This window comes from Chryseobacterium lathyri (assembly GCF_030812195.1).
In the GTDB taxonomy this organism is placed as follows: domain Bacteria; phylum Bacteroidota; class Bacteroidia; order Flavobacteriales; family Weeksellaceae; genus Chryseobacterium; species Chryseobacterium lathyri_A.
Genome location: NZ_JAUSSF010000001.1, coordinates 579,525 through 592,205, shown reverse-complemented (window position 1 = coordinate 592,205; position 12,681 = coordinate 579,525). Strand labels below are relative to the sequence as shown.

16 protein-coding genes are annotated in these 12,681 nt (G+C 33.6%); 9 read left to right on the top strand and 7 right to left on the bottom strand.

Annotation, left to right across the window (positions count from 1 at the left end):
- The first annotated feature begins 23 nt into the window (after nt 1–23).
- Both J2T03_RS02790 and J2T03_RS02785 read left to right on the top strand, forming a co-directional pair.
- Nucleotides 24–362 (top strand): MerC domain-containing protein, encoded by a 339-nt coding sequence (locus J2T03_RS02790; protein WP_306842672.1) that lies wholly within the window; start codon nt 24–26, stop codon nt 360–362.
- 125 nt (nt 363–487) lie between these two features.
- Nucleotides 488–1,885, top strand: coding sequence for an alkaline phosphatase (locus tag J2T03_RS02785; protein ID WP_307209295.1), 1,398 nt, complete (start codon nt 488–490; stop codon nt 1,883–1,885).
- A gap of 68 nt (nt 1,886–1,953) precedes the next feature.
- Here the strand turns inward: J2T03_RS02785 and J2T03_RS02780 are convergent, their stop codons facing one another.
- Nucleotides 1,954–2,556, bottom strand: a complete 603-nt coding sequence (locus J2T03_RS02780) for a DNA-3-methyladenine glycosylase (RefSeq protein WP_306842675.1) — start codon at nt 2,554–2,556, stop codon at nt 1,954–1,956.
- Nucleotides 2,557–2,710: 154 nt separating this feature from the next.
- Here J2T03_RS02780 and J2T03_RS02775 point away from each other — a divergent pair, with 154 nt between their 5' ends.
- Complete coding sequence (locus J2T03_RS02775) at nt 2,711–3,055, top strand: hypothetical protein (protein ID WP_306842677.1); 345 nt, start codon at nt 2,711–2,713, stop codon at nt 3,053–3,055.
- 101 nt (nt 3,056–3,156) lie between these two features.
- Here J2T03_RS02775 and J2T03_RS02770 read toward each other — a convergent pair whose 3' ends face one another.
- The 3 genes from J2T03_RS02770 to J2T03_RS02760 form a co-directional block, all read right to left on the bottom strand.
- Nucleotides 3,157–3,723, bottom strand: coding sequence for a YciE/YciF ferroxidase family protein (locus tag J2T03_RS02770; protein ID WP_307209294.1), 567 nt, complete (start codon nt 3,721–3,723; stop codon nt 3,157–3,159).
- Between the two features lie 144 nt (nt 3,724–3,867).
- Entirely contained in the window at nt 3,868–4,098 is a 231-nt protein-coding gene (locus tag J2T03_RS02765; RefSeq protein WP_307209292.1) for a hypothetical protein, read from the bottom strand.
- A gap of 10 nt (nt 4,099–4,108) precedes the next feature.
- On the bottom strand, nt 4,109–4,336 hold the full coding sequence (locus J2T03_RS02760) for a glutathione synthase (protein WP_307209291.1): 228 nt from the start codon (nt 4,334–4,336) through the stop codon (nt 4,109–4,111).
- A 155-nt stretch (nt 4,337–4,491) separates the two neighbouring features.
- On the opposite strand from J2T03_RS02760, the gene xth reads away from it, so the two are divergent.
- Entirely contained in the window at nt 4,492–5,265 is a 774-nt protein-coding gene (gene xth / locus J2T03_RS02755; protein WP_307209290.1) for an exodeoxyribonuclease III, read from the top strand.
- Between the two features lie 11 nt (nt 5,266–5,276).
- On the opposite strand, the gene J2T03_RS02750 is transcribed toward xth, so the two are convergent.
- The 3 genes from J2T03_RS02750 to J2T03_RS02740 all read right to left on the bottom strand — a co-directional run bounded on the left by J2T03_RS02750 (nt 5,277) and on the right by J2T03_RS02740 (nt 7,956).
- Nucleotides 5,277–5,888: an alpha-ketoglutarate-dependent dioxygenase AlkB family protein gene (locus J2T03_RS02750; protein ID WP_307209289.1), complete on the bottom strand. Its 612-nt coding sequence runs from the start codon at nt 5,886–5,888 to the stop codon at nt 5,277–5,279.
- Between the two features lie 18 nt (nt 5,889–5,906).
- Nucleotides 5,907–6,692 (bottom strand): XRE family transcriptional regulator, encoded by a 786-nt coding sequence (locus tag J2T03_RS02745; RefSeq protein WP_307209288.1) that lies wholly within the window; start codon nt 6,690–6,692, stop codon nt 5,907–5,909.
- Between the two features lie 301 nt (nt 6,693–6,993).
- A complete protein-coding gene (locus J2T03_RS02740) occupies nt 6,994–7,956 on the bottom strand; it encodes a beta-1,6-N-acetylglucosaminyltransferase (RefSeq protein ID WP_307209287.1) in 963 nt (320 codons plus the stop codon).
- 748 nt (nt 7,957–8,704) lie between these two features.
- On the opposite strand from J2T03_RS02740, the gene J2T03_RS02735 reads away from it, so the two are divergent.
- The 5 genes from J2T03_RS02735 to J2T03_RS02715 all read left to right on the top strand — a co-directional run bounded on the left by J2T03_RS02735 (nt 8,705) and on the right by J2T03_RS02715 (nt 12,404).
- Nucleotides 8,705–8,905, top strand: coding sequence for a hypothetical protein (locus J2T03_RS02735; protein WP_307209286.1), 201 nt, complete (start codon nt 8,705–8,707; stop codon nt 8,903–8,905).
- Nucleotides 8,906–8,972: 67 nt separating this feature from the next.
- Complete coding sequence (locus J2T03_RS02730; protein WP_307209285.1) at nt 8,973–9,422, top strand: hypothetical protein; 450 nt, start codon at nt 8,973–8,975, stop codon at nt 9,420–9,422.
- A 7-nt stretch (nt 9,423–9,429) separates the two neighbouring features.
- Complete coding sequence (locus J2T03_RS02725; protein WP_307209283.1) at nt 9,430–10,401, top strand: hypothetical protein; 972 nt, start codon at nt 9,430–9,432, stop codon at nt 10,399–10,401.
- Between the two features lie 169 nt (nt 10,402–10,570).
- Nucleotides 10,571–11,605, top strand: coding sequence for a grasp-with-spasm system SPASM domain peptide maturase (gene gwsS, locus J2T03_RS02720; RefSeq protein ID WP_307209281.1), 1,035 nt, complete (start codon nt 10,571–10,573; stop codon nt 11,603–11,605).
- Nucleotides 11,583–12,404: a GLPGLI family protein gene (locus J2T03_RS02715; protein ID WP_307209280.1), complete on the top strand. Its 822-nt coding sequence runs from the start codon at nt 11,583–11,585 to the stop codon at nt 12,402–12,404. Before gwsS ends, J2T03_RS02715 begins: the two co-directional genes overlap by 23 nt.
- Nucleotides 12,405–12,681 lie beyond the last annotated feature (277 nt).

The following is a 12,681-nucleotide window of genomic DNA, read 5'->3' as shown; positions in this document are numbered from 1 at the left end:
AAGAAATTTAAATCCCCATCTTTATGAAATCAAAAATTCTTGATGCAGTAGGAATTTCTGCAGCAGTCCTATGTCTTATCCATTGTATTGTTTTCCCTCTGTTAATGATCATTCCCTTGGGAATTTCCCATAATCCTTATATTGATCTTGCTTTCCTTATCATTGGTGCTGTTGTGGTCTACAGAGTGACCCAAAATATAACCAGCAACTGGCTTAAACTTCTTTTTTGGGCTTCTATTAGCCTTATCTCAATTTCTGTTCTGGCAGATTTGATCTTTGAAATCCATATTCCTTTGATTTACGCAGGAGCAGCAGGATTAATTACAGGCCATATCATTAATTTCAAGAATCATAAGCATTAACCGTAATGATTCCGGGGCAGGAAGGGCCGCGCAGGATATTGAAGAGGAAAATTCATAATTAATTAACGCAACATGATTTCATTAGTTAGAATTACCCTCTAACTTGCCATACGAAACTTATCAAGATGAACAGACGCAAATTTTTAAAAGGTTCAGCATTACTGTCAGGTTTATTTACCTTAAATCCGTCAGATTTTTTAGCCAACAGTACAAAAGAAATTCCGGATCCGGGGAAAAAAGCAAAAAATATAATTTTTATGATCAGTGATGGAATGAGCTCAGGAACTTTAGCAATGGCAAATCTGTATTCTCAGAATATTCTTGGTAAAAACGGGAACTGGATGAATCTGTACCTTGAAAATAAAGTTTCCCGGGCTTTGATGGATACTGCTTCTGCCAGTTCCATTGTTACGGATTCAGCTGCAGCCAGCTCTTCTTTTGGAGGAGGATACCGTGTGAAAAACGGTGTTCTTAATATGGGAGCCAATGGAGAAAAATATGTTCCGATCTGGCAAAAGTTCAAAAAGACAGGAAAAAAAACAGGCTGTGTAACGACAGTAACGATTACCCATGCAACTCCGGCAGGTTTCTGCGTTAATTCAGACAGTAGAAATGCAGAAAATGAAATTGCGGAAATGTATGCTGACATAGGCTTTGATGTGATGATGGGTGGCGGAGATGAATTTTTTAATCCTTTAAAAAGAAAAGATAAGAAAGATATCTATAGCCTTTATAAGCAAAAAGGTTATCAGGTTCTTAAAAATAGAGCGGACCTGAAGACTGCAGAAAAAGGAAAGAAAGTTTTAGGGGTGTTCAATTCCGGTGCTTTGCCATATTCCATCGACAGGACGAGTATTCCTGAGCTGCAACAGATGCCTTCTCTTGCCGAAATGGCTCAAACCGCTATTCATCAGATGAAAGACCATAAAGAAGGTTTCGTCTTACAGATTGAGGGTGGAAAAGTTGACTGGGCAGCGCATGCCAATGATATTTCTGCTTTAATTCATGATCAGCTTGCTTTCGATGAAGCTATAAAAACCGTAATGGATTTTGCGGAGAAAGATCAAAATACACTGGTCATCATTACAACAGATCATGGAAATGCCAATCCAGGAACAATTTACGGACCGGATGCTACCAAAAATTTTAACAGCATCTCCGATTACCGATATACTAATGAATATATTCTGAACGCCATTCACCCGGAATTTAATATTCAGCAGATGAAAGACTGGATCTATGAGACCAACAAAATACGTCTTGCTGATGATGAAGCCAAACATTTGCTCAGCTTTTATTCAGAGCTCGAAAAGCAGGAAGCAGGACTTTACAATTATAAAAAACTACCTTTTAAAGCCTACTCAGAAATTCAGAAAAAGCATAATTCTGTCGGATGGATCAGTATGGACCACTCAGGAGATTATGTAGAAGCTGCCTTTTACGGTCCGGGAAAAGAACTTCTTCCGCCTTTTATTAAAAATACAGACCTGCATTATCTGATGTTAAAAGCTGCACAGATATAAATATTACAGACGGACATCTTCCAATATTGGTGATATTAAAATTTTTTGGGATTTTTAAACAACATTTATCAGGACCTGGGTTTGCTTACAAACTTATTTCCCTTCACATAAAAACGCCATGGCAGCAGTGCATCTTCCTGGGCATAGGCAACTCCGATCCGAGGTCCTGAAATAATCTCGTCAGGAGAATATTTTATACTATGGTCTTCGATCCATATTTCGTTTCCAGTTAAATCTTTTCTATTAAAAGAACGGTCAATGCCTAAAGCCTTAGCAGCTGAACCCGGTCCTGATGAAATAGCGGTCTTAGAAGCCGGCATATTCCGCCTGAGCTCCATGATTTCAGTTCCTGTAAATGGTTCCACAGCCCTTACCAATACCGCGTGGGGTTCACCTTCAACAGAGCTTACAATATTAAATAGATGGTGGATTCCATAGCATAAATAAACATAAGAAACACCGCCCTGGGTGTATAATGTTTCGGTACGTCCGGTGCGGCGTCCTCCGTAAGCATGGGAAGCTTTATCTATGACACCGAAATAGGCCTCGGTTTCTACAATGATCCCCGCAGTAATGTCCCCATTTATTTCTGTGAAAAGTATTTTTCCCAAAAGATCCCTAGCCAGGAAAATAACATCCTGATTTAAATAATAAGAAAGTGGCAGCTTCAAATCCGTTTATGTAGTTTTAAGATAAACAAAGTTAAAAAACTGATACTAATTATTGTTATCATGATAAACTTAAAACAAAATTGATTATAAAAATTATTAATTCAAATATGAATGGTCTAACTTAGAAGATTATTAATTTGAATAGTTTAAACTTATGGACAATTACCTTTTTTCAGAAAGACCGAAACCGGACTCTGTTGTGTTTGGAGAAAGGCTTGCCAATCTTGTCGCAGATAAATTGCAGACTGGTGCCGTTTTAGGTTACAGCCACAGGGATTATTGCGGAATGGGTATGAAAGTAAATGAAGATCAGAAGTTTATGTACGGAGAAATATACGATGGCGATTTCAATTTTCCAAGGATCTTTGAAACCAGGGATCTGTTTGTTACATGGCTTTCTGCTCAATCTACAGCATCGCTGGCACGCTTAGATGAAGAAGGGTTCTATAAAGAAAATCAGGTGATCACAAGAAAACGCCTCCTGGATTTTATACGCTGATCACATGGTAAATTCCTATTATGAAGCATTAAAAATGATATCTGAAATCAATAAACATAAAAGAGACCTGTTTCCAGGCCTCTGTTAATATATTTATAATCTTATTTTGCTTTACTGTTAATGGCAGTATCCGCTATTTTAGTTAGCAGTTCATCACATTTTTTTTCTTCATTAAGAGTGGCCAGCAAGTTCTTTAGACATATTTTTTCTTTCAAAACTTTGGCATACGCAGCCAGCGACCCATAGGTGGCAATTTCATAGTGTTCCACTTTCTGTGCAGCGGCAACTATCCCTGCATCTCTTACGGCTCCTGCCTCAGTTTCTTCCATGATGCTCTTACCTTCATCTAATAATCCCTGCATGGCATCACATTTTTTAGCCTGGGCTTTTTTGCCGAGAGCAGCAAAACATTCTTCGAGTCTTTTTACATGGATTTCTGTTTCATTAAGATGCTGCTCAATAGCCATTTTCAGTTTTTTGTCTGTTGCATTCTTATGCATTTTAGGCAGGGCTTTTACTAGAGCTTTTTCTGCCCAGTAAATGTCTTTCAGTGAATCTTCAAACAAATCTTTCAGCTGCTTGGCGGCATTTTTTTTGGCAGGGGTTTTTCCTGTTTTTTTGGTTGCGGTTTTCGAGACTGCTTTTCTTGTTGTTTTTTTAGTTTCCATAATAATATAATTTAGTGATTGATTATTTGATGACATATTATCTGCAATTATGGGACCAGCCTGCATTTCCGGGTATGTATGTGGCAGACCAGAAAAATTTATGAACAGGGAAATCTTTGAAATGATCCAATAGGGAAGAGCCTTTTAATCTTCCGTTTCTTTTTTAAAGCTCATCACTTCATACTCATCATTTGAACAGTATTTTTTACAGCTGCTGTCGTTGAAATCGTCCGGGTTTTTCGAGAAATCTTCTATATACTTTGCACTTTCTCCGGTATCAGCAGGGGTAATAATGATATGATAATTCTGGAGTACAGATGTATCCGCTTTTTTTAAAGCTTCTTTTTTATATTCTAAGGCTTCACTGTATTTCATAAGCTTTTTTTTATTTATCAAAAATAATCCTGCCGTCGAATGGCTCACTCCATTTGATAAAAATACGGTCATTCAGTCTGCCAATAGCGGGCTGAATGACTTCAAATTCTCCATTTTCGTTTTTTCTTTCAATGGTTAGATTGGCTCCTTCACCAATTTCGTTAATGGTAAATTCTATCTGGTATTGATTTTCACTATTCAATACAAATTCTGCTTTTGTGAAATTTTTACTTAACATGGGGTAAATTTTATGTTTAACGTAATGAATAAATTATGCCAATATAAATTCAAATTTTTATTTTAATGGTAACTTCAAAAACCTTATTATCATCCGATATGATGGAATAATTATTGCCTCATAAATGCAGATACAGAGTTCTAAATCGTCTCAATATGAAAATAGCAACGTATAATGTAAACGGAATCAATGGCCGCTTACCGGTTTTGCTTAAATGGCTGAAAGAAGCCGGACCGGATATTGTCTGCCTTCAGGAACTAAAAGCGCCGCAAGAACGCTTTCCTTTAAAAGAAATCAATGCTGCAGGATATCAGGCCATCTGGACTGGGCAGAAAAGCTGGAATGGGGTAGCCATACTTGCCAAAGACCTGGAGATCACAGAAGTTCAGAGAGCGTTGCCCGGAAATCCCGAAGACCTGCAGAGCCGTTACATTGAAGCTATTATTGATCAAATGGTGATATGCTGCCTGTATCTTCCCAATGGAAATCCTTACCCGGGACCAAAATTTGATTATAAGTTAGACTGGATCAAACGTTTTAAAAACCGAGCCAAAGAACTCATTACCATGGAACTTCCCGCAGTACTTATCGGTGATTTTAATATTATTCCTGAACCTAGAGATGTTTATAAACCTGAACGCTGGGAAAACGATGCATTATTCAGGAAAGAAGTCAGAAAAGCCTACAAAGAACTGTTAAATAAAGGCTGGCTGGATTCGATACGTACACTGTATCCAGATGATACTATTTACACTTTCTGGGATTATCTGTATAAGGCATATGACCGTAATGCAGGCATAAGGCTGGATCATATTCTTTTAAGCCCATATCTTCATTCAGGCTTACGGTCCGGCGGTGTCGACAGTCATGTCCGTGGCTGGGCGAAAAGCAGTGACCATGCCCCTGTATGGATTCAATTGGAGAAATAAATACCTGCTGTCTATACTTCATGAACCAGACGGAACGTAAGGTTGATTCGTGGTTTCATAGGTTTTGCAGATTTGGCAATGCGATGTTCCCAATTTACCTGGAGATCTCCTTTCATAATCAGCAGGGATCCATGCTGAAGCGGTAAGCTGTATTTATTCCGATGGTTATCTGCTTTCCGAAAATCAAAATTCCTTACCTGGCCAAGACTTATGGAAGCAATTACAGGACGGTTTCCCAGCTCGGTTTCTTTATCACGATGCCATGCTACGGAATCGTTTCCGTCGCGGTATAAGTTCAGCAGCACAGAATTAAATTTATAACCGGATGATTTTTCTACCTGCTGTTTTAAGGATAATAATTCGGGCAGCCACGGATTGACATTAAAAGAGTTGCCACCCAACTGATAGGTTCTGCCAGCATCTCCATACCATACTGTCAATCTCGGGGTGAGAACCATTTTATCATACATCTTCTGGGTTCTCTGTTTCCACGGGGCTGTACGAAGCAGAATCTCCTCAAGTTTTGAGGCTTCATCCTCAGGCAGAAATTGCTCGGTATATTCGAGCAATTCTTTCGGGAACCGGATATATTCATCTGAACTAAAAAGACTTAACTGATCCATTATACAGTTGATGCCAGCTTATTTAAATTTACGGCGCCCGGAAACCTTTTGGTCCAGCTGCTTGATATCCTGCTTCAGTTCCCGGAACATTTCTTTAAAATTATAGTTTTCATAGTCACCGGGCTCAAAGTCTTCAGGAAAGATTCCTGATGCATACTGCCAGATTTCTACAATTTCTTCAAAGGGAATGTTATAAGGTTCGTAGAATGAATTATCGGCACTTACACAGATAGTATTTCCTTTTTTTTCTTTAAAACGTTTATAGGTGATTCCGTCATTTAAAGTAATGAAAACATAGGTTTTTCCTGGCTTCAGCTCATCAATCCCTTCTACATATTTCCCTACGATATAGGACCCGTTCCTAAAGGGTGGCATTGAGTCTCCATCTGCCGGGAAGGCCCTATATTTACCGTTAGTAAGGAAGGGGAGGGCAATTCTCTGCAGGCTTTCAATATAGCCTACATCGCTGTAGCCTTCAAGGTAGCCCATTGATGCTTTCTGCGGAATAATTTCAATGGTATCATTTCCCAGATCGTCTACAGCTACCGGCAGGACAATTCTGTTGTCCGGAAGCATCAGCATGTCTTCAACTGGGTATTTACGGATATCTACGGACACCAGAAGATCAATACTGACGTGAAAATATTTAGATATTTTTATAAGAAGCTCAATAGGTGGCTCAGAGACTCCGTTTTCATATTTGGAATACCTTACACGGGAAATTGTTAATTCATTGGCTACGGACTGTTGAGAGAGCTCTCTTTTATCTCTCAAAAAGCGAATATTGTTTGAAAAAATCGACATTGATACAAAATATATCAACAAAAATACACATTTCGACTAAAAAAGCGTCTGTTTTCACAGTACAAACTTATAAATCTCATGGAATCAACTTATTTTTTTCCTTAAGATCACTGTTGATCTGCTTTTCCACATTTTTAGCTTGTTGTTGTTGTTGTTGATCTTGTCTTTCTTCACGAAAAAGCTAACATCCGGTTATAGATAATATGGTTCAGATAAGGAAGGCAAATAAAAAAACCTGACTGTATCAGTCAGGGTACCTTGAGATTGAAAAGACTTTCAGGTTCTCATCAATTCAACAATTTTAATTGAGATGATTTAAATTGTTGGCAATACTTTTTATGTCAATTATTTTTATAAGCGTTTTAAAAGGCTCATTATACTGATCTTTAATATACCCAATGATTTTGCTGTCCACATTATCATCGAATTTCCTTGCAAAAAGGTGATTCCCAGTTTGCAGAAAATCCAAATCTGTTTCAGTAAAGGTTTTTGGTCTCAACTTAATATCACCGTCGGGAATCCAGATAATTGCTCTTTTATCATCGTCTACCAAAATACCATCAAAAGAAGTATTCATCAGCACAGTCTGGAAAAAAGACTCATCTGCAATTAAGGTATTCAGATAATAATCTTCAAACCTTTTCACCTCAGTACTGTTGCATATAAATTCACAACAGCTTCTGGTGAGAATCATCCATTGCCCGCCAATATAGGGAATGACCCCTTTCATAAAATCCCTTTTATAGGTTTCCTCCGAAATTTTATCTTCTGACTCTTCAAAATAATTTTCAATCCGGTTCATCGTTTCGGGTCTGCTTTTCTTCTGATCTGCAATTTTTATATAGCTCTTCCCATTATTTTTTGACAAAAATTCTTTGATAATCTCCTGTGATTTCAAAGGATAATCCTGACCGCTCAAATTGATAAAGTAGTCCCATTTCATTTCCATATCCAACAGATATTTCATTCCGTCCAGCTCTGCCTGAACCATGCTGTAGCCACCCCAAACAACGTTCTTACTTTTTAGAATATGGACATTCGGATATTTCTGTAAAAAGACACCGATCTCTTCACCGATTTCCTGATTGGCTTTTCTATCGATATGAATAAGGTAAAAATTAGAAGGATCATAAAGGGCTTTAAAAAGCCGCTTGAATTGATCAGGTAAACGATGTACTAAAATTAAGTACGCAATATTGATGGATTTCCTCGGAATATTACCGATACTATGTCCATTACTATCGTCTGGGCAAACATTTATCATTTTACATTATTTAAAAATTATGAATGTTTACAACTTATTTTATAAAGTATTAATAGACATTTCCGTAAATATACGGAAATTTAATAACATTTTTTGTATAATAAATAATCTAAAACATCATGATATTTACTAAATAACATTTATGCTAAATGCTACAACTATATTATGCAACATACAATGTGTAATCAATGGAGTAGTACACATTCAGGTACTTTCATGTGGTTCCACTTGCTAATTCAAGTAAGAATATAAAGTATACCGTTCATTCAGAGCGGTTTTTTTATGGAAAAATCTTTTGTTACCTTAATGGTTTATTATTCTTTCATCCCTTGGGCTTTATATATTTTCGTGAAAAAATGATCTCACTTTTCAGTTACTCTATATTTTTATCTTTTTCTTACAATCTTTTTCGTACTGTTCTTTATAGTTCTTCAGGAAAATTTTTATTGATAATTGCAGCATTGTTGCCCTTGTCGTTGCTGATTAAAGACAATCTTCCAGTTTGAAACTGTTTTCTTCGTTTTTTATAAATCAAGTTTTTTTTCTGAAAATTAGAAAAGTACGTTATAAAATTATCAAATATAATTTCTTATTTTCGCCCCATACCAAGTATATAAAAAAATACACCGGATTTTGTCCCTTATCATATATGCCTTTGTACAAGCAATTTAACATAATAAATTTCTCACACTCAATTAGAGTTATTTAATTTAAATTTTATATTTTTAACCTTTAAACAAAATCAATTATGAAAAAAGAAAAATCTATCAAGAATCTTGCAGCAAAAGGGCTAGGCAATTTTACAAAAACATTTGGCAAAAAAGTATTTGGAGGAGAAGGAGCTCCTACGTATTCAATTCCGGAAATCGTAATTACAGTACCAAAACCTCACAGCCTTGAATCTGAGGACGACTTGAAAATTGACGATACTAATGACGGTCCTTATTAGTATGTAAAACAATCACATTTAATAACTACCTCAGATAAAAATCTGAGGTAGTTATATTTAAAAACGTATGAAAAAATATATAATTGTCATATTAATCTTTTTATTATATAGTTGTGGTGCAAATAAATATAGTTCATTATCAAAATATAATTATTTTGAATCAGAAGGTGATTACTATCGTTTTAAAAACGACTCTGCTAAAGTAACTATGTTAATTTTTGGAAATTTCAAAATGGCGCAAAATAAAAAACAATTTGATTCCATTAGAAGTGGATTGAACACACCTATTCATAAATTTAAAGGAGAGAAACTATTTTATTTACAGAATTCTACATCCAAAACTTATGATTGTGCATTAATGATTCATGACAAAGATGTTCCACCAATAAAAGAATCAGAAAAAATTATTACTAAAAGTATAAAATGTGGAAATTTAGTTTTATCATTTAAAATTTCTAAGGAAGGGCACAAAGAAACTAGGCAGTTCTATTTGGATAATTTTAAATGTGTGAATTAATTAAATCATGATCTTAATTATATCAAAATCTGGAGATCAACCAACAGAACAGGTTGCCAATTGGCTAACTGCTTATAAAGTTCCTTTTTTTGTCCTAAATGATAATATTTATGATGTATTAAATATTGATTTTAATAAAAATACAATATTTATTGGAAAATATCCAATTGATGCCTTTAAAGTAGTTTGGTTTAGGAGATATCCATATGCTTTACGAGAAAGTCAAAAAACGGATATTAGAAAAAATTTATATTTCTCTTTGATTGAATATAATTTGACTGAATCCAGAGCTTTAAGAGATTATTTGTTATTTGAGTTAAAAAGAAGGAATGTTACTTGGCTTACTGATCCTTCATTTATTACTGAAAACAAACTTATACAGATGAAAATCGCCCAAAGTCATGGCCTTTCAATTCCTAAAACTCATATTATTAATAATAAAAAAGCAATTGAAATTTTAATAGCTGAAGACAAAGAACTTATTACAAAACCAATTGTAAGTGGAATGAATTTTAAATCTGGAAACAAGATACTTTCAATGCAAACTACTTCTGTAAATAATAAGCTTAATAATATTCCCGAGTTTTTTAAACCTGCATTATTACAGCAAAAAATTGTAAGGAACTTTGAAGTTAGGTCATTTTATTTGTTAGGAAAGTTTTTTTCAACAAAAATTATCACTACTGATAATTCAAATGTAGATCATCGAATTTCTGTTGCTAATGAAGAATGTAGATTTGAAATTTATAGTCTTCCAAGTGCAATCGAAAATAAATTAAAAAATCTTTTAGAATCGATGAATTTAAATTGTGCGTCTATAGATCTAATTGTAACTAACGAAAACGAACACATCTTTTTAGAAGTAAATCCGGTAGGTCAATTTACATACCATTCTGTATTTAACAATACTTATCTAGAAATAGAAATTGCGCTTGCTTTAAAAAAAATGCTCAAACAATGCAACATAAAAAATACATAACATTAATGCATTTCATTTTAGACGATGAATTCGCAGAGAAATTGAAAGAATTTATATCTAAAAAAGAACAAAAAAGCATAATATCCCATAAATACAACTCAATAGGTTATAGAGTAAAAGTTTATGACAAGGTTTGTACTCCTTTTATAAATTTAAAATTATTTGAAAAATGAAACAATATTTTGAATTGTATCAGGACTGCTTTATCATTAAAGGAGCTAAAAATATTCTTCTCTGTGATTTTCATTTCAATAAAATATTGGATATTACAGATTATTATAACTTGTTTATTGATGAGTATTATTTTCCTGTAGAAGATCATTTATTAGAAATAATTTCTTTTTTTGAGGAGGAAGGGTTTGGAACTACTAAGAGTAATTATTCTTCAAAAATGTTACGGAAACAATTTAAATGGCGGTCAGCAAGTAAAATAAATGAGGTAATTATAGAACATAGAATTGAAGATAATTTTGATGTAAAGAAAGTATACAAAATCATAGAAGATCTTTCTGCAAGCTTTATCCAAATTAGATTCTTAGAATTTTCTTTTTCAAAACTTAAAGAAATTTTATCCTTGCTTGAGCTTTCATCTATAAGAACCGTAGAAGTTTTACTACCATATCTCGAATTATCCCATAATAAAAAAGTTATTGACTTATTGGCGAAAAATTCTAGAATTATGACAGTTTATTTTTATAATGCTCATGAAAATAAATCTATTATTGATAATGAGCAATTATTCACAATAATTTACTATGAAAAAAACTTAACTAACCCTAAAAATTGTGGTATAATTAGTGAAGATTATTTCTTGAATGATATTAAGAATATTTCTAAAAGCAAAACTGTTAATAATTGTTTGTACGGGAAATTATTTATATCTAATGACGGTATTTTAAAAAATTGTCCTTCTACTCAAAAAACTTTAGACAATATAAATAATGTTTCTGTAGAAACCTTATTGTCAAAAGTTCATAAAGAAAAAGAAAGACTTATTACTAAAGACCAAGTAGAAATCTGTAAAGATTGTGAATACAGGTATTTTTGTACAGATTGTCGTGTATATAGAGAAGACCCCGAAAATATTTTTTCAAAACCGTTAAAATGTGGCTATGATCCATACATTGGTATATGGGAAGATTGGAGTAAAAATCCTTTAAAGAAAAAAGCAATAAAATATTATGATTTCAAAGACTTTAATTAATACTTTAATTTTATTTTGTACCATTAATATATTAATAGCCCAGAATATTAGGGTTGCTTATAGTGTAAAGAGTAAACCCGATTCTACTCAAACTGCCACTAAAGAAAACATCATGTTTTTAGATATTTATGATACAAATTCGTCTCGTTTTTATGCTGAAAACCTATATAAGAGTGATTCAATTAGAAATAGTGGGGCAAAGCCACAATCCTTTTCTATAAATTTTAATAATGCTGTAGTTAAAAACAATAACACTTTAAAAAAATATTATCGTTTACTCGTAGATGTTTACGAAGTAACAACTGAAATACCTCATTTAGAGTGGAAAATAGCTTCAGGAAAAAAAAAAATAGGAGGATATGAATGCCAGCAGGCAACATTGAAATATAAAAATCGACAATGGACGGCATGGTTTACACAAGATATTCCTATTTCTGAAGGTCCTTTTTTATTTAAAGGGTTACCTGGTTTAATTGTTTGGATGTATGATGATAAAGGTAACTATGACTTTTTTTTAAATAAGTTATTTAAAATTTTTTTTGACCCATATGATGGAGTCGATTTCAGAAATCATAATATTATAAAGGTTAATGGGGATCAGCTTAATAAAATATATTTAAATAATTATCTTGATCCTTACAAAGAAGCCAAAATGGGAAAAATAAAAATGAATTTTGTTGATGAAAAAGGAAATGAAGTTAAAAACATTAATTGGAACGAATTAGCAAAAAATAAACAGGAAATAATAAAACAAAATAATAACCCTATTGAACTATCAGATGCCGTCCAGTATCCATGAGGAAGCTCACGAAAAAAGGCTTCAAAGCAATTTATATTATTACTGAGAAAAATAGAGTAAAAATCCAATGAAACAAAACAACTATACAGGTTGACCTATTCAAAAAACTAAACGTATCACAGCAAAACAATTGTGATGGTTAGCAAGATAAATTTAACATAATATAAATTATAGGACAAAAAAAATATTCCAAAAAGACAGAAGTATAACCTCTTCAGATTCCGTTATTTTCAAATTTTCCTGCTAGATTATTCTTTAACAGATTCTGAGAACTCTT

Coding starts and splice junctions, on each gene's coding strand:
- J2T03_RS02790 (WP_306842672.1), top strand. CDS start 24: ATGAAATCAAAAATTCTTGATGCAGTAGGAATTTCTGCAGCAGTCCTA.
- J2T03_RS02785 (WP_307209295.1), top strand. CDS start 488: ATGAACAGACGCAAATTTTTAAAAGGTTCAGCATTACTGTCAGGTTTA.
- J2T03_RS02775 (WP_306842677.1), top strand. CDS start 2,711: ATGGACAATTACCTTTTTTCAGAAAGACCGAAACCGGACTCTGTTGTG.
- J2T03_RS02770 (WP_307209294.1), bottom strand. CDS start 3,723: ATGGAAACTAAAAAAACAACAAGAAAAGCAGTCTCGAAAACCGCAACC.
- J2T03_RS02765 (WP_307209292.1), bottom strand. CDS start 4,098: ATGAAATACAGTGAAGCCTTAGAATATAAAAAAGAAGCTTTAAAAAAA.
- J2T03_RS02760 (WP_307209291.1), bottom strand. CDS start 4,336: ATGTTAAGTAAAAATTTCACAAAAGCAGAATTTGTATTGAATAGTGAA.
- xth (WP_307209290.1), top strand. CDS start 4,492: ATGAAAATAGCAACGTATAATGTAAACGGAATCAATGGCCGCTTACCG.
- J2T03_RS02750 (WP_307209289.1), bottom strand. CDS start 5,888: ATGGATCAGTTAAGTCTTTTTAGTTCAGATGAATATATCCGGTTCCCG.
- J2T03_RS02745 (WP_307209288.1), bottom strand. CDS start 6,692: ATGTCGATTTTTTCAAACAATATTCGCTTTTTGAGAGATAAAAGAGAG.
- J2T03_RS02740 (WP_307209287.1), bottom strand. CDS start 7,956: ATGATAAATGTTTGCCCAGACGATAGTAATGGACATAGTATCGGTAAT.
- J2T03_RS02735 (WP_307209286.1), top strand. CDS start 8,705: ATGAAAAAAGAAAAATCTATCAAGAATCTTGCAGCAAAAGGGCTAGGC.
- J2T03_RS02730 (WP_307209285.1), top strand. CDS start 8,973: ATGAAAAAATATATAATTGTCATATTAATCTTTTTATTATATAGTTGT.
- J2T03_RS02725 (WP_307209283.1), top strand. CDS start 9,430: ATGATCTTAATTATATCAAAATCTGGAGATCAACCAACAGAACAGGTT.
- gwsS (WP_307209281.1), top strand. CDS start 10,571: ATGAAACAATATTTTGAATTGTATCAGGACTGCTTTATCATTAAAGGA.
- J2T03_RS02715 (WP_307209280.1), top strand. CDS start 11,583: ATGATTTCAAAGACTTTAATTAATACTTTAATTTTATTTTGTACCATT.